At 47.6% G+C, this 14,912-nt stretch carries 15 protein-coding genes and 2 tRNA genes; 10 read left to right on the top strand and 7 right to left on the bottom strand.

Annotated features, from left to right (window positions below; all coding sequences use genetic code 11):
• Nucleotides 1–95: 95 nt before the first annotated feature.
• The 3 genes from tnpC to BM184_RS13265 all read right to left on the bottom strand — a co-directional run bounded on the left by tnpC (nt 96) and on the right by BM184_RS13265 (nt 2,342).
• Nucleotides 96–1,697 carry an IS66 family transposase gene (gene tnpC / locus BM184_RS13275; RefSeq protein ID WP_093365116.1) on the bottom strand — a complete coding sequence of 534 codons (1,602 nt, stop codon included), beginning with the start codon at nt 1,695–1,697 and terminating at the stop codon, nt 96–98.
• Between the two features lie 100 nt (nt 1,698–1,797).
• Complete coding sequence (tnpB, locus tag BM184_RS13270) at nt 1,798–2,151, bottom strand: IS66 family insertion sequence element accessory protein TnpB (RefSeq protein ID WP_093365113.1); 354 nt, start codon at nt 2,149–2,151, stop codon at nt 1,798–1,800.
• Nucleotides 2,148–2,342 (bottom strand): hypothetical protein, encoded by a 195-nt coding sequence (locus tag BM184_RS13265; protein WP_086941848.1) that lies wholly within the window; start codon nt 2,340–2,342, stop codon nt 2,148–2,150. The genes tnpB and BM184_RS13265 overlap by 4 nt, the downstream gene beginning before the upstream one ends.
• Nucleotides 2,343–2,521: 179 nt before the next feature.
• Between BM184_RS13265 and BM184_RS13260 the strand changes: the two genes are divergently transcribed.
• Entirely contained in the window at nt 2,522–3,175 is a 654-nt protein-coding gene (locus tag BM184_RS13260) for a hypothetical protein (protein WP_086941849.1), read from the top strand.
• A gap of 318 nt (nt 3,176–3,493) precedes the next feature.
• On the opposite strand, the gene BM184_RS13255 is transcribed toward BM184_RS13260, so the two are convergent.
• The gene (locus BM184_RS13255) at nt 3,494–3,901 is read right to left on the bottom strand and encodes a PTS sugar transporter subunit IIB (RefSeq protein WP_086941850.1); all 408 of its coding nucleotides are present in this window, start codon (nt 3,899–3,901) and stop codon (nt 3,494–3,496) included.
• A 185-nt stretch (nt 3,902–4,086) separates the two neighbouring features.
• Between BM184_RS13255 and BM184_RS13250 the strand changes: the two genes are divergently transcribed.
• Nucleotides 4,087–5,415: a DUF2254 domain-containing protein gene (locus tag BM184_RS13250; RefSeq protein WP_086941851.1), complete on the top strand. Its 1,329-nt coding sequence runs from the start codon at nt 4,087–4,089 to the stop codon at nt 5,413–5,415.
• A 75-nt stretch (nt 5,416–5,490) separates the two neighbouring features.
• Here BM184_RS13250 and BM184_RS13245 read toward each other — a convergent pair whose 3' ends face one another.
• Both BM184_RS13245 and BM184_RS13240 read right to left on the bottom strand, forming a co-directional pair.
• Nucleotides 5,491–6,906 carry an alanine/glycine:cation symporter family protein gene (locus BM184_RS13245; RefSeq protein ID WP_086941852.1) on the bottom strand — a complete coding sequence of 472 codons (1,416 nt, stop codon included), beginning with the start codon at nt 6,904–6,906 and terminating at the stop codon, nt 5,491–5,493.
• 67 nt (nt 6,907–6,973) lie between these two features.
• Nucleotides 6,974–8,194 carry an MFS transporter gene (locus BM184_RS13240; protein ID WP_086941853.1) on the bottom strand — a complete coding sequence of 407 codons (1,221 nt, stop codon included), beginning with the start codon at nt 8,192–8,194 and terminating at the stop codon, nt 6,974–6,976.
• A gap of 347 nt (nt 8,195–8,541) precedes the next feature.
• On the opposite strand from BM184_RS13240, the gene BM184_RS13235 reads away from it, so the two are divergent.
• Nucleotides 8,542–9,204, top strand: a complete 663-nt coding sequence (locus BM184_RS13235; RefSeq protein WP_245830554.1) for a TVP38/TMEM64 family protein — start codon at nt 8,542–8,544, stop codon at nt 9,202–9,204.
• A gap of 47 nt (nt 9,205–9,251) precedes the next feature.
• On the opposite strand, the gene BM184_RS13230 is transcribed toward BM184_RS13235, so the two are convergent.
• Complete coding sequence (locus BM184_RS13230; protein WP_086941854.1) at nt 9,252–9,839, bottom strand: ECF transporter S component; 588 nt, start codon at nt 9,837–9,839, stop codon at nt 9,252–9,254.
• 180 nt (nt 9,840–10,019) lie between these two features.
• Here BM184_RS13230 and yidD point away from each other — a divergent pair, with 180 nt between their 5' ends.
• The 7 genes from yidD (at nt 10,020) to BM184_RS13195 (ending at nt 14,903) form a co-directional block, all read left to right on the top strand.
• Nucleotides 10,020–10,301 carry a membrane protein insertion efficiency factor YidD gene (yidD, locus tag BM184_RS13225; protein WP_086941855.1) on the top strand — a complete coding sequence of 94 codons (282 nt, stop codon included), beginning with the start codon at nt 10,020–10,022 and terminating at the stop codon, nt 10,299–10,301.
• 45 nt (nt 10,302–10,346) lie between these two features.
• The gene (locus BM184_RS13220) at nt 10,347–10,628 is read left to right on the top strand and encodes a phasin family protein (RefSeq protein WP_086941856.1); all 282 of its coding nucleotides are present in this window, start codon (nt 10,347–10,349) and stop codon (nt 10,626–10,628) included.
• Between the two features lie 30 nt (nt 10,629–10,658).
• On the top strand, nt 10,659–12,242 hold the full coding sequence (locus BM184_RS13215; protein WP_086941857.1) for an ABC1 kinase family protein: 1,584 nt from the start codon (nt 10,659–10,661) through the stop codon (nt 12,240–12,242).
• A 127-nt stretch (nt 12,243–12,369) separates the two neighbouring features.
• Nucleotides 12,370–12,453: transfer RNA gene (locus BM184_RS13210), tRNA-Tyr, on the top strand.
• 1 nt (nt 12,454) lies between these two features.
• Nucleotides 12,455–12,526, top strand: a tRNA-Gln gene (locus tag BM184_RS13205).
• Between the two features lie 136 nt (nt 12,527–12,662).
• Nucleotides 12,663–14,024, top strand: coding sequence for a metallophosphoesterase (locus BM184_RS13200; protein ID WP_086941858.1), 1,362 nt, complete (start codon nt 12,663–12,665; stop codon nt 14,022–14,024).
• A 210-nt stretch (nt 14,025–14,234) separates the two neighbouring features.
• Nucleotides 14,235–14,903 (top strand): amino acid ABC transporter permease, encoded by a 669-nt coding sequence (locus BM184_RS13195; protein ID WP_086941859.1) that lies wholly within the window; start codon nt 14,235–14,237, stop codon nt 14,901–14,903.
• The last annotated feature ends 9 nt before the right edge of the window (nt 14,904–14,912 follow it).

Here is a 14,912-nt window from a genome sequence, read left to right as displayed (position 1 = left end):
GTAAGCCCGAAATATAAAAAAACAGCGCACCTTGTGGTGCGCATCACGAATAGCCGTATACCATGCGATTTTTTCGCGAGTATCCGGCTATTTCTTTATTTGCTGCCACATGTCTCTTGGATATTTTTCGACCAAGGCATGTACTGCTCCAGCACGTCGTTACTTTGATGGATGTCCAGGTTCGGTAAATCCATGAGCAGCTTTTTGAGATATTCATAGAAATCAATCCCATTACTTTTGGCGGTCTCTGCCAGGCTCAAACAAATGGCGTTCGCCTTCGCTCCAGCTTCACTGAAAGAAAAAAGCCAATTTTTTCTCCCTAAAACATTGGGTCTTATGGCGTTCTCGGCAGCGTTGTTGTCGATTTCAATGCGCCCATCGTATAAGAATGCCTTTAATCCATCCGCTCGTTTCAATGTATATTCAGCTGCAGTCACTAAGGCACTTTTGCCAGTAAACCACGAGGTTTCAATCCATTTGAAAAATTCGTCTATGATCGGCTTCGAGTGTTTTTGGCGTTTTTTACGGCGTTTACTTGGAGATAGCTTCTTGAAAGACTTTTCCAGTCGATATAATTTATCGCAGTAATTCACGCCAATCCGTCCTTTTTTACTGTCTACTTTTAACCAGTAGCGGCGCACGTGTGCCCAACAATTCGCAAAAGTCACATCTTGAAGCTTGCCGTAGGCAGAGTAGCCATCACAAATGATCGTCCCCTTGTATCCTTGCGTGAAACGTTCAAGAACCGCACGCGAGCGTGACAAGGCGCTGTCGAACAAGACGATTGTTGGTCCTTGGATAGGTACACTGCGATAGACCCAGTTATAGGCATGCGTTTGTCCCTTTTTTCCGTCGGAACGCTTAATGATTTGGGCATACGTTTCGTCGACATGTAAAATGGATTTGGCCATTAGGCCTGCCTTCATTTGTTCATAAACGGGCAACAGCCAGTCAGTAGATGCCCGGATGACCCAATTGGAAAGATTTTTGTCATTGGTTTGCAGTCCATAGCGGTCCCATTCCTTTACCTGGCGGTAAAGGGGAAGGTATTGCACAAATTTATCATAGATAACTTTGGCGAGGACAGTAGGACCTGCGAGGCTGCGCTGGATTGCTGATTTTGGCGCTTTTCCGCGTTTGATTTTTGCTGACTGTAAGGTATCTCCTTTGCAGTTCTTGCACTCGTAGGCATGTTCAATATGCTGCACCCTCATCATCTTTGCAGGAATAAAGGCAGCTTCTTCACGGGCAAGCGTACTGCCGATTTCAGTCATCTGATGTTGGCAACAGTCGCAAATGGTGTTGTCCGGATGGTGGTGAATCGTCTCCGTCTCGACATCCCCACGAAGGGAGTCGTTTCTTTTCTTGTTGTGGAGTTTTCGTACAACAGTATAAGAAATCTCCTGTTGGCTTTGTTCTTCTGTATGCTCAGAATCTGAAAAAGACGAGGGATGCTCATCTTCAAATAAAGATCCTTGCCCGTCGGGCGTAATGTACTTGGATTTTTCCGTTTTGGATCCATATAAGAGCTTGGTTAACTGCTGTAGCTGTTGGTTTAAAAATTCGATCTGATCCAAGGCTTGATCCAGCTTTTGCGATAATGCTTTATTTTGTTCATTCGCATGGGCTAACTGATCTTCCAGCAATCGGATTAATTTCTCGGATTGATCTTCATTCTTAAAAGAACCATTTGTCACAACACTCACCACTTTCGTTCTGTTTCGTTCTTTCTATTATACGCAATTTCAGAAGTGAAAATAAAGAGTAAATTGACTATAAGTGTGATCTTAGAAGGATTTAGAAGGATCCTTTTAAAGAAGGCGGAATCGCCTTTGGTTGCTGAATGGATAGACCTTCCAATAACCAACGAAGTTCTTTCTGTGAAAGCAACCGCACTTCATTTTCGTCTTTGGGCCATTGCAGTTTCCCCGCATCCAACCGTTTGTAAAGCAAGGCGAATCCGTCTCCATCAAAATACAAGCATTTATAGCGGTCTTTGGATCTCCCAGAGAATAAGAAAATGGTGTCTTCATAAGGATCAAGTTCGTAAACGTCTTGAACAAGTGTAGCTAATCCATCGATGCCTTTCCTCATATCGGTCTTGCCGCAAACGATGTAGATATTTTTTACGCTGGTATAATCATATTTCATCGAGGCTCAATCCCCCTCATAATTACCTGCACGACGTGCGGATCTATGCCATCGAAGAACGATATTTCAACGGTGGGCGTTTTAATCGTACAAATTGGTTGTAAAGGTGGTAACGCAGAATGGGTGACAGGATGAAATTCTTGTTCGGGGTGTAATTGAACGAGGACAATAATGGGTTTTTGTTGTGGCATATGAAAAGCACCTCCTTAAATTGATACGATTATCATACCAGGAGGTGCGGATCATTTATATGCGTCTTTTGAATGCGGGCTTACGATATATCTGTTTTTTTTTTCCATATTTCTGAAAAGGAATTGCCTCCCAAATGCGTATCTATTGAGTGAAAGAAGACATAGGGGAGGCAGCAAATTTGGAAAAAAACGATCAGCAGCACTTATTGGTTAATATGGATAAGAAGAAAATCATGGAACCGGCCCGACTGACTTGGGCAGGGGACAGCACGATTACAGGAATGGCCGGGACGCATCCGCAGTTGGGCAATCCTTTTCAGTATGTGGTGTTCCAATTGTTGATGGACGAATGGAAAGGCGACAGGATCACTTTGGTTGTCGATTCCAAAGAAGTGAGAGAGTACTTGCTGAAGGAAGAGAACTACGCGTTCTACGAAGGAGACAAGAAAAAATTGTTGCGCCGGAACCGGAAAGAAGCGGGAATAGATGTTGTTTCGATTGATCCATCCGAAGCTGTTCGCTGGAAGAAACAGTGGGGGGAGTTCCTCAACCAATATGTGCTGATCAATTATGATTCGCACCTGTTCATGACCATCGATCGCCGTTTGTTCAAGCGTACGAAAAACATGATGCCTTATTTTGTTCTGGCGCAAGCGGAAGAACAAGCCGAACAAAAGGGCAGTTGGGCCGGGAACAGGATCGGGATTGAGCCGATTGATACGGATACGTTTGAAAGTGATGTTTATTTCGAAATGTTTCGGATGATAGGGGACAAATCAGCTTGCCAACTGGGAGTCGCAGATTTTCATCGGCGGCATGGCGGGCTGTGTTAGAACATACAAAGAGAACGCAAGACACTACAGTGAAGTGCATTTTGATGATCAAAATTGAACAGCCCCCACCTCCGCGCGGATGCATAGGCGGGAGCTGTTCAGTTTTTTCCTCGGAAAGAAGGGGACTGCAATCAAATGCCAGTACTCGATTTTTTCCCGTGTTTTCAATATCCACAATAATATTGCCATCAAAGTCTGTTGTGAGAAGCGCCTTTTCGGTTGTGGACTCGATCGATCCCTTCGCTAAGTCATGGCTTAGTGTGTTGGTATCATAATCGCTGATGACCCAACTCACCAAATTGTTGTTTTTAGATTTTTTCAGGAGACGCTGCTGCGGCGGTAGGCCACGGATCGGGTCACGCGCATGACGTTTTCTTCACCCGGAAAATGAACAGGGTTGATTGGGGTCTGTCTGTACATTTCGAGTACATCCAGGACATCGGTCGACAATTCGCGGATATCGATCAGGCCATACATGCGCGGCGACAAAATATAGATTGGTTTGTCGGGATTGGCGTTTTTGACCATCTTTTTGACGTCATAGGTCAGGTGCGGACAGCAAACGACGATATCAAACCGGTCCATTTTTTCTTTGGCAATCATGAATGGGGAGAATTCGATTTCAAATTTATCTTCCAAATGGTATTCTTGGATGTCTTTTTTTACTTTGGCCGCCAACGCACTGGATGAAAATCCGCCGCCGCAGCATAACAGGATATGGATCATATGGGTTCTCCTCCGTTTTTTTGATAGTTACATCATATCACTCGATGGAAGCGCTTGAAATGTTTTTGCGCTTTTTCGGGCGTGGATCCTTCTTTCCATAGCCTCGACTTTTTCAACGCAAGGGGCATATGGTATGATGGAGAAGAGAACAACAAATCGGGTTTTCCCTGAGAGGGGTGAGTGAGATGCTGCAGGCATTTCGACTGACTTTTGAAGAAAAACGGATGTGGATGACTTTGGGAGGCAGTGTCCTCTTTGCGTTCGTGCTGGCTATCGGGGTCATTCTGCTCGACACGCGCTTGATCACGGCGCTTGATTTTTTCCCGCCATTTTTGCTGACGAGCGTCAACTTGGCCAAGTCAATACTGAGCCTGTTGGCGGGGTCCCTCTTCTCGGTGGCTACCTTTACGTTTGCTACGATGCTGTCCGTCATTTCCTTCTACTCATCCAACTTCAGTCCGCGGACGGTGGAAAATTTTCTTCTGCACAAGACCTCTATGCAGACGCTGGGCATTTTTCTTGGTGGCTTCATTTATTGTCTTTCCTCCTTATTTTTTATGCGGAGTTCGGAAAATGAATACCTGGTCATTTCCGCGACGGTCGCCCTCGTTTATGCACTAGCCTGTGTCGTCTACTTCATAAAGTTCGTTTACAATGTCGCGACATCTGTTCAATTGGAAAAATTGGTGGATAAAATCTACAAAGATGCAGATGCGATATGTGAAGAGACGATCCGTTACTTCCGGGAAAAGCCAGCGTTTGACCATCTGCCTCAAATAGAGACTCTGCATCAGTACACAGTCCGTGCTGATAGGAACGGTTATGTTGAATACATCAATTTCGACCGTTTGGTTGAGCTGAGTACAGAATTTGACGGGATTACGGTACTGCGCTTCAGGATAGGCGATTTCCTTTCTGTCAATGAACCGTTGGCCATTTTTTACACGAACCGGAAATTGGAGGATGAGCCGCGGCTTCAGGAAGTGCTGAATCTCAGTTTGACCTACGAAACGGAGCCATCCACGATGTTCGATCCGAATTTTGCCCGTAAAAAATTGATTGAGATTGCGCTGCGGGCAGTTTCACCAGGAATCAATGATCCGAATACGGCGATTCACATCCTGCATTACAAGGCCTTGTTGGATGCCAAATTTGCGCGTTTGCCGGGAAGATTCATTTTGATGGGAAAGGAACAGGAGGGGGTCGATGAGGAAGCGTTGCGCTACAGCGGCTGCGTGTTCTATGATTTCAATAATTTCTCCAAAGACTTATACGAAAGCTACTGGCAGCTGATCCACTACATGAAGACAGATATTTCAGGAGTTGTGGCCCTGTTTGATTCGTTGCTGACGATCGCTTATGCCGCTCATCCGAAGAAACTGAGCTATATAAAGGATTACAGCAATTATCTGTCAAATCTGACGAGTCCGAATTTCACGGAAAGATTGGACCTGCAAAACATTGAGGAGCGGCAACAGCATATTCTGGGGATCACTTGCGATGAACAAAAATAAAGAGGAGGAATTCGAGCGTACTCGAGTTCCTCTTCTTTATGCTGTACGGCATCACTGAAGGGTGGTCTCAGGAATTCATTTCTCGTTCTTGTCGGATAGGTTATCGGGTTTGATTTGAAGGAGAGATGCATAGGATTGGTCCTTCGGCCGGATCGTTTCCGGATCAGCGAAGAAATCATTCGTCAATGCGACGATGGGTCCGACCAGGCCAATCAAAGCGATCAGGTTCGGGATGGCCATCAGCCCGTTGAACAGGTCGGAAATCTCCCAGACGACATCCAGGGTCGCGACTGCGCCGTAGACGATGGAGGCGACGAAAAAAATCCGATAGACAAGGATGGCTTTTTGGCCGGCGATGTATTCGATCGCTTTTTCGGAATAATAATACCAAGCGATGATGGTCGCGAAGGCGAACAGGACGATGCCGATCGAAATGATGTATTCCCCACCCGGGATGACGGCGCTGAATGCCCGGTTGGACATTTCCGTGCCATCGATAGAGGCATCCTTCCAGGTTCCACTGATGATGATCACCAAAGCGGTAATGGTGCACATGATGATTGTATCGAAGAAGACTTCAAAAGCCCCCCAACAGCCTTGACGTGCCGGATGATCGGTATTGGCGGTGGAGTGGGCAATCGGAGCGCTGCCGAGACCCGCCTCATTCGTGAACACGCCGCGTGCGACACCAATCCGGGCTGCATACATCAGCGAAGCTCCCGTAAAGCCTCCGACAGCGGCCGTGCCTGTGAAGGCATCCGTGAAAATCGTAGCGAGAGCGGAGGGAATCTGATTCCGCTGCACAATCAGGATAAAGATGGCCGCGCCTGTATAGATCAGCGACATGAAGGGAATCAATTTCTCCGCTACGCTTGCGATCCGCTTGATGCCGCCCACCACGACCAAGGCCACAAAGAAAGCCAGCAGCAGACCGCTTGCTAAGGCGGGTATGGAAATTGCGTCCTTCAAACTGCCGGCTACGGTATTCGCCTGGACGATGTTGCCGCCGCCGATTGAGGAAAAGGCAGTCAACAGGCAGAAAAGATAGGCCAGTTTCGGCCAACCCAGGCCTTTGCTGATGTAATACATGGGGCCACCTACATATTCACCCTTTGCATTTTTCTCGCGGTAGGCGAGCGCTAGAGTGGTTTCCGCATATTTTGTGACCATGCCGAGGATAGCGGAGGTCCACATCCAAAAGATGGCACCTGGCCCGCCGACGCTGATGGCCACGGCCACGCCAACGATATTGCCGGTCCCGACCGTTCCGGCCAGAGCCGTGCAGACAGCCTGAAAGGGGGTAATCGTGCCGGCCGCGATTTCCTTCGGCTTACGGAAAACCGTCTTCAGTGTGTTGGCCATCACTGTGCCGAAGCGGGTGAAGATAACGGCTCTGGTTTTGAACGTCAGGTACAGCCCTGTTCCCAGCATCAGGACCAGCATAGGGATTCCCCAGATGATCGTGTCATTCAGCCATTTTACGATTTCCATCGTGATTTCCTCCTTTGTCGGAGTGCCGGCAGGAACAATAAGTTACTTCAGCGGAAGGGTAGCTAATTCATATGCCTTTATTGTTGCGCCCATACAGGCTGCTGACGGTGAGCGAAGTTCCGACCAAGCCCAAAATGATGATATAACCGGCAATGAATCCGGCGGAGATGTACCCGCTGAGCGTCAATGCAAAAGCCGCCAACAAGTCAGCGCCTTGGTAAGAGAGCGAACTGAAAGCCAGATAAGAAGCTTGCTTATCTTCAGGCACGAGATCGACTTTGCGGGCATTGATGTTCGGGGAGGAAGCCAACTCGCCGATGGTCGCCAGAACCATCAATGGAATCAGGATGTAAATGTTGTTCATGACGGCAATCAATCCGTAACTGACGACATAGATCAAAAGGCCGTAAAGGATGGTCGCCTTTTCGGATCGCTTTTCGGTAAAGCGCGAGACGAGGAAAGTGAATCCGACGACGAGGAGTGTATTGAGGACCTGCAGCAGGCTGAGCATCCTGACGCCGTCGATCGGAACCGTGAACAGTGTCAGCGTTTCGAACTCTTTTGAAAGCCGGACGGCGGTGTAGGTCTTCAGCGAAAATTCGGCTGTGTTGAACAGCGCCATGCCAAGAATCAAGAAGAGCCAACGGGTATCTTTCGCGGCGATGCGGTAGTTCAAAAACAAGTCCTTCAGCCTGTTCTTATGCCGTTTCTCAGCTGTGGCATTGGTGTAGTCCAACTGGCTTTGAAACAGCAAAGCCATCGCTAGTTGTGCTATCCCGGCCACCAAGAACAGTTGGAACAGGAAGTGCTGAAACAGGAATCCGCCGATCGAAAAACCCAACGCCATGGACAAGTTGAAGGTCCAATATTGCCATTGGTATGCCTGCTTCCGGTTTTCGACGGTTGTGCAGTCCATCAGCACGGCGTCATATGCAGGCGAATAAAGATTGAAGGAAATACCGCAGACAAGGTAACCGAGAATCAACCACCCATCTGCCGAAAACAGCCCAAAAAATCTGAGGGCAATCAGCAAAAGGGATCCTCCGTAAAGGCTCTGGAAAAGATGAAGGATTTTCTTTCTTTGGAAATTATCGGCAAGATAACCCCCAACGATGCCAGCCAAGAAGCAGACGACCACATTTGTCATGACGAGCAGGCCGGTCATCCGTGCATTGAAGATGCCGGCCAGATAGATGACCAGAAAAGGGATCGTGCAGGAATAGATCAAACTGTTTATGAAAGAACTGGCCAAAGTCGATCGGATGTTCTTTGAGAATGTTGTTGCCATAAATCACCTGTCTTATTGAAGATTCTATATACTGAAAGTATCACAGCCAGCGGGATTTTTCCAGCCGGAGCCGCCCAGAGGGCAAGGCGGCCTTACTTTTCCCCATAAGAAAAACTTAACTTACTTTTTTATGGACAAACCGCAAGGAAGTGTTTATAATCGGGGAAGAAAATCCGACTTTAGTCAGAGGCCGATACACGCTGTTTGCGTTATACTGAAAACGCAGAAAAAGGAAGCGCTGCCAACTGACGGTTCACGGAATCGATAAGCTAAATTCACAGAAAATTTATGTTTGTCGGGTATAATCGAAAATAGGGCAACACCAAAAAGTGATAAGAGGTGAAGAAGTGGAATTGGAAAACACCACCCATCAAGGGATTGCATTCAACCGTAAGCTCGTCCAGATTTTGACGGTAGCGGGAACAGTTGCGACACTTATCTTAGGCATTTGGATCTATCGGACAGGCTTCTTTGAAGCTGAAGGCAGTTTTAAAGCATTGTTGGCCGGAATGGGCATTTATGCGCCCGTCATTTTCTTGCTGATCCAAATCATCCAAGTCGTCTATCCCATCATTCCGGGCGGAGTAACGGTCGTAGTGGCGCCGCTTGTTTTCGGTCCGCTTTGGGGATTCACATACAGTTTCATCGGTGTGCTGATCGGTTCGATCATCAATTTCATCTTGGCCCGTAAATACGGGAAGACATTCGTAAGAGCATTTGTTTCGGAAGAAACCTACAGAAAATATTATGGCTGGCTGACGAAAGGCAAACGTTTCGAATGGCTGATGGCTTCAGCCTTTGCTCTTCCGGGATTCCCGGATGATTTCCTCTGCATGGTCGCCGGTCTGACGAAAATGTCCATGAAGCGGTTCCTGGTCATCTTCCTCCTGTTCAAGCCGATCACCCTGTACTTCTACGGCATCAGCGGGGCATCGATTGTGACATGGGTGTTCCTGAATATGCCGACATTCATCAAAGGGTGGCTAGCCATCCAACCGGTATTGCAATAAAATCCAAAATAAAAACGATGAGCCACGGAGGCTCATCGTTTTTTTGCTTATTTTCTTCTGACCTTCATCAAGGCCGTGGCGATGAATGGGGCGATCAATCCGGCTGCGACGGCTTCGCCGATTCCGTTTGTTGCGACGATGCCGGCCAACACCTTCAACAGGTTGGACGGATCGACATTCAGGGCTGTGGCGTATTCATTGCCATAGAAAAGGGCGATGAATCCCAATACAAGCACTGTGTTGGTCAAGGATCCCAAAACGGCAGCGGTGACCATCCCGACTTTTTCCTGTTTGCGTTTCAGGAAAGCATGGAAAACAAGTCCTGCCACAAGCCCGACCATGACGCGCGGAACGACTGCGATGACCGGATTGGTCCAGAGCAGCAGATCCAATGGGGAAGCCGGCAGTGTGTAGGCCTTGACCATGCGCGCCAAGCCCCAGACGAGTCCGACAAGCATGCCGTCCTTCGTGCTCAGGACGAAAGCGGCCACGATGACCGTAATGTGGATGATCGTCGGATTCAATGGCGGAATCGGAATATTTCCAAGGAAGGGAACGAATGTCTGGATGATGATGAACGCAGACAGAATGCCCAAAATGGCGATGCGGTACGTTTTATTTTTTTGTGTTTGCATTTCGGCTCAACCTCTTTTTATATATGCATTTCGGCAAGCGCCGATATATAGGTATTCTACCAAATAGTTCCGGAAAAAAATAGCGGCAGCGGAGGTCCTTTCAATTTCAGGATACGGTATTATTTTATTTTAGGTGAAAAAAGGGTAAAATAGCAGTATAGAGCCAGAAAGGAAGCCGCCATGAAGAAAATTTTTATAGGTTTGATACGTGGTTACCAGAAAGTGATATCCCCGCTGTTCCCACCGAGTTGCCGGTACTATCCGACTTGCTCGAACTATGCGGTCCAAGCCATCCAAAAACATGGCGCAATCAAGGGCAGCCTAATGGGAATCGCACGCATTCTCAGATGCCATCCTTTCGTCAAAGGCGGATACGATCCGGTGCCTGAACAATTCAGCATCCGCCGCAACAAAGAAGACGAACACAGTCACCCAGAGCATGAACATTTCCATGAGCACTAAGATTTTCCGGATTTTCCCATTTCAACAATCAAAGGAGAGATTAAAATGGATGAATTAAAGAAGATTTTCTTAGCAGGTGTCGGCATGACTTCCACTTCGATCGAGAAGGCTGAAAAGCTGATCAATGAGATGGTCGAAAAAGGGCGCGTTACGGTCCAGGAAGGAAAAGAGCTGCAGACGGAGTTGACCCGCAAAGCCTCAGGCATCGTGCCGGCGACGAAAGCGGAGCTTGAGAATCTGCCGTTCGCCAAAAAAGAGGATGTGGAAGCGCTGGAAGCCAAAATGGATGCGATCAACGCCAAACTGGACCAATTGTTGAACAAATAAGAAATCGCAAAAGATGAAGGAGGGGTCAGGATGGCAAGAGACGAAAGGTTGCATGAAATAGTCCGGATCCTGTCCTCTTACGGGCTTCAATTCCTTTATCACAATCAGGTGAAGCCGAGCCGAAAAGATCAAGATCCGGAGAACCTTCGTCTTGCTTTCGAGAAACTCGGGCCGAGCTTCATCAAGATCGGCCAGATCCTTTCCACCCGCATCGATATTCTCCCGCAGGCATTCGTGGAAGAACTTGCCCATCTGCAGGACAAGGCGCCGGAATTCCCGTTTGCGGAAGTCGAACGCATCTTTATGGAAGAAACCAAACTGTCATTAGGCGAAGCCTTCCTTTCCATCGATGAAAAACCGCTCGCCAGCGCGTCGATTGCGCAGGTTCATCGGGCGGTTCTCCGGACAGGGGAGGAAGTGGTCGTGAAAGTGCAACGCCCGATCATCGATGATCTGTTGATCCGGGATTTGGATATCCTGATCCGCCTCAGCAGAAAAATCCCGAAGGAACTGGTTGAGGTAGTCGATCCCAAAGAAGCGTTGAAGCAGGTGAAGGCGAACACCTTGATCGAACTGGATTTCCGCAACGAAGCACAGCTCTTGCAACGTTTCCGGGACCTCAATGCCAACATCGCCTGCATCGGCGTCCCGAAGATCTATTCTGGGCTTACGACGCGCAGGGTATTGGTGGAAGAGTACATCGAAGGCACCAAGATCACCAACCGGGAACAGTTGGACTTGCTTGGCTATGATTCGGATGATATCAGCCGCAAACTGATGTTGGCTTATCTGAAACAAGTATTCCACGACGGCTTTTTCCATGGGGATCCCCATCCCGGCAACCTGATCATCAAAGAAGGCAAAATTTATTTCATCGATTTCGGCATCATGGGAGATCTGTCGGAGACCACGAAAAAATCGCTGAACGACATCCTCCAGGGATTGGCATCGAAAGATCTGGATCGGATGGTGAAAGTCTGTCTGGAATTGGGGACGCCGAAAGGACGGGTTGATAAACGCAATCTGTACGCCGACGTCGAGATGCTGTTCGATATGTACCTTTCGAACAATATGCTGAACGTGAACCTTGGGACGTTCATCACCGATTTCATCAGAATGTTCAAACGGCATAACATTGCCATTCCGAGCGATCTGACGATCCTCGCGAAATCTTTGTCGATACTGGAAGGCGTTTTTCTGGAAATTTCCCCTGAACTGAACCTGATTTCGATTGCAAAGGACTATCTGAAGGAGAGTTTCACGCTCACGACGCTGATGCAGAAATTTTCTGCGGAAAAGTTGGCTTTGAGGGGGTATGCCTTCATCAAGGACAGCAGTGAGATCCCAAGCAGTCTGCTGGCTCTGCTGAAGCAAACGGCAAGCGGCAGGACCATGTTGCGCATCGATGTCGATCAGCTGGACGATAAGTGGAAGGACGTCAAAAAGATGTCCAACCGCGTCGTCATCTCCTTGATTGTTGCCGGATTGCTGCTGTCATCTTCCATCATGTCCGGTACACCGGGAGGGCAATTCCTGGGGCAAGCGGGCTTTGTGATCGCAGGCCTGTTCAGCATCTGGTTGCTGATTTCCATTTTCCGGTCAGGGAACCTGTAAGCTTAAGGGCTTATGCTTTTAAAGAGTTGCGACTACATTAAAATATATTAAAAATTGAAAATAACCTCTTGAAAATCAATTGCCGCTGTTATATTATATGTTGGTCAGCTTTTTAAGGAAAGCTCATGGAGGGATAGCGAAGTGGCTAAACGCGGCGGACTGTAAATCCGCTCTTTCGGGTTCGGCAGTTCGAATCTGCCTCCCTCCACCATTGGGCTATCGCCAAGCGGTAAGGCAACAGACTTTGACTCTGTCATTCGTTGGTTCGAATCCAGCTAGCCCAGTTATAAAAACGAAGAAGCGTTCCGGAATCATACCGATGATTCCCGGGGCGCTTCTTTTTTGATAGCAAATAATTCGACAAGCAGCAAACAGAACAACTATAATGAGTCCAAATGATCCACAAGGAGCCAGAAATTGATGAAAAGAATATTCAGGGCATTGACTGTATTGCTGGTGGGTCTTTTTCTGTTTGGTTTGAACAATCAAAAAGACGAGGAACGCGCGGTGCAGCCGATCGCGCCTTTAGTTGGGAAAGACGAAAATTTAAATATCTGGATAGTGACGGATATCCACTACCTCTCCCCGGATCTGTTCGATGACGGCGAAGCGTTTGCCCGAATGCAAGCAACTTCTGCTGGTAAAGACCTGGAGCACGTCCCGGAAATGATGGAGGCGCTTGTGTGGGAAGCGGCGAAAGAACAGCCGGATCTGCTGATCGTCAGCGGCGATCTGACCTTCAACGGTGAATACCAAAGTATGGTGGAGTTGGCTGCTTTTTTTGAAAGAATCGAAAAAAATGGGACGCAGGTCAGCGTGATACCGGGAAACCACGATATCCACAGCGGCTGGGCCAGGAAATTTGAAGGGGAAGAAATGGCTGTCGTCGAGCAAGCAACACCAGAGGACTTCCAACAAATTTTTGCGGACTATGGCTATGATCTCGCCATCAGCAAAGACCCGGAGTCCTTGAGCTATGTGATGGAGCCGAAAGCGGGATTTCCTTTTTTGATGATCGACACCAATATATACAGCGAAACGAAGAGCACAAAAGCCCCGAAAACGGAAGGCAGAATCAAGGAAGAAACGTACGCCTGGTTGGATGAGTATTTTGCGCTGCAGCAAGAGAACCTGCAGACGATCCAACTGGTCGGGCATCATCCGCTGCTGAACCATACCGGCAGATTAGGCGGAGGGTTTGTCTTGGAAAATGCGGATGAGGCAACCGACTATTTTGCAGAAAAAGGCATCCAAACGAGCTTTGCTGGGCATATCCATGCACAAGATATTTCCGAGGCAACCGATCTGGAGGCTCCTTTCTATGAAGTCGTAACCGGAGCGCTTTCCATATTTCCAAACGCAATCGGGGAAATAACGTTATCCAATGAAGAATTATCCTACCAGCGCAAATCATTGGATGTTGAAGGCTGGGCGGAAGCTACTGGGGTCGAAGCACCTGAATTGCTTGCCTACACGCAGACTTCCCATGCCTTTTTCAAGCGCGATGGCGAGAATCTGGCTTTGCAGATGATGTTTGAAGAACAGTGGCACGAAGAGATCTATGAAGAGGCTGTGATGGATTATGTCGGAAGGATGAATGTCCGCTTTTTTTCCGGGGAGGATTACGTCGAGGATGAGAGTTCTTTGGGAGAATGGACCAGCCATGCCGGCTATCAAATCATTCAACAAAACAGTGATAATTTTCTTAAGAAATACACGAACCAATTGCTGCAGGATAAAAATCTGGATGATCGGCACATTGTGATTCCACAGCGGCAATAAGGAAGAGGTTGGGCGGGTTGCCTAGCCTCTTTCTTATTGCCGTTTTTTCTTTGTGCCGATGGATCGCTTTTGCCTATCACAGTTGTTCGGAAATCGGAATTATACGAAAGACTCCTATGATGGTAAGCTACTGTAAGTTGTTGAGACACACTTACAAAAGGAATGTATTCCAATATAGAGAGTGTTAAATAGAGCGGAAGGAGGAAAAAAATGATTGACTTAGGTTATTTGTTGGAAGCAATCAAAGGCATCATTCCCTTTGTGCCAAAGACATTACTGATTTCATTCACTGCGATGTTCTTTGCCATCATTCTGGGTGTCATCATGGCGCTTCTGCGCAGACAGGACAATAAAATCCTCTCTTCGCTTGCTGGACTGTATGTTTCGGTTTTTCGTGGATTTCCGACAGTTGTGCAACTGTTTATTGTCTATTTTGGTTTGCCGCAGATTTTTCCGGCTTTCAATTCGTTGGACGCCATGTATGCCGTCATTCTGACATTCAGTTTTAAAGAATCTTCTTACCTGACGGAAACATTCCGTGCAGGGCTGGATTCAGTGGACAAGGGTCAAATCGAGGCAGGGCTGGCAGTCGGTATGAAAAAATGGAAAATCTATCAAGAGATAGTCTTTCCGCAAGCGATCGTCAACGCATTGCCTGGCACGACCAACACGTTTGTTTCTCTGATCAAGGAAAGTTCACTTGCTTTTACATTGGGCATAACCGAACTGTTTGCTCAAGGAAAACTGATTGCAAGCGCCAATATGAAGTATTTTGAAACGTATCTGGCAGTGGGCCTTATTTATTGGTTCATGATCATCATACTCGGACGCCTTGAAGCAATTCTCGAAAACCATCTGGCAAAAGCTTATAAGCGATGAGAAAGGAGC

Origin of the sequence: Trichococcus pasteurii (assembly GCF_900112935.1) — a bacterium.
Classification (GTDB): Bacteria; Bacillota; Bacilli; order Lactobacillales; family Aerococcaceae; genus Trichococcus; species Trichococcus pasteurii.
Note: the sequence above shows the minus strand (reverse complement) of the source record. Positions and strands in the feature narration are given on the sequence as shown.

Excerpts from the sequence above, each read along its gene's own strand:
- BM184_RS13245 (WP_086941852.1), bottom strand. The coding sequence starts at position 6,906 with ATGGAAATCGTAAAATGGCTGAATGACACGATCATCTGGGGAATCCCT.
- BM184_RS13195 (WP_086941859.1), top strand. The coding sequence starts at position 14,235 with ATGATTGACTTAGGTTATTTGTTGGAAGCAATCAAAGGCATCATTCCC.
- tnpB (WP_093365113.1), bottom strand. The coding sequence starts at position 2,151 with ATGAAATATGATTATACCAGCGTAAAAAATATCTACATCGTTTGCGGC.
- BM184_RS13220 (WP_086941856.1), top strand. The coding sequence starts at position 10,347 with ATGGATGAATTAAAGAAGATTTTCTTAGCAGGTGTCGGCATGACTTCC.
- BM184_RS13255 (WP_086941850.1), bottom strand. The coding sequence starts at position 3,901 with ATGATCCATATCCTGTTATGCTGCGGCGGCGGATTTTCATCCAGTGCG.
- BM184_RS13215 (WP_086941857.1), top strand. The coding sequence starts at position 10,659 with ATGGCAAGAGACGAAAGGTTGCATGAAATAGTCCGGATCCTGTCCTCT.
- BM184_RS13230 (WP_086941854.1), bottom strand. The coding sequence starts at position 9,839 with ATGCAAACACAAAAAAATAAAACGTACCGCATCGCCATTTTGGGCATT.
- BM184_RS13265 (WP_086941848.1), bottom strand. The coding sequence starts at position 2,342 with ATGCCACAACAAAAACCCATTATTGTCCTCGTTCAATTACACCCCGAA.
- BM184_RS13200 (WP_086941858.1), top strand. The coding sequence starts at position 12,663 with ATGAAAAGAATATTCAGGGCATTGACTGTATTGCTGGTGGGTCTTTTT.
- BM184_RS13240 (WP_086941853.1), bottom strand. The coding sequence starts at position 8,194 with ATGGCAACAACATTCTCAAAGAACATCCGATCGACTTTGGCCAGTTCT.
- yidD (WP_086941855.1), top strand. The coding sequence starts at position 10,020 with ATGAAGAAAATTTTTATAGGTTTGATACGTGGTTACCAGAAAGTGATA.
- BM184_RS13250 (WP_086941851.1), top strand. The coding sequence starts at position 4,087 with ATGCTGCAGGCATTTCGACTGACTTTTGAAGAAAAACGGATGTGGATG.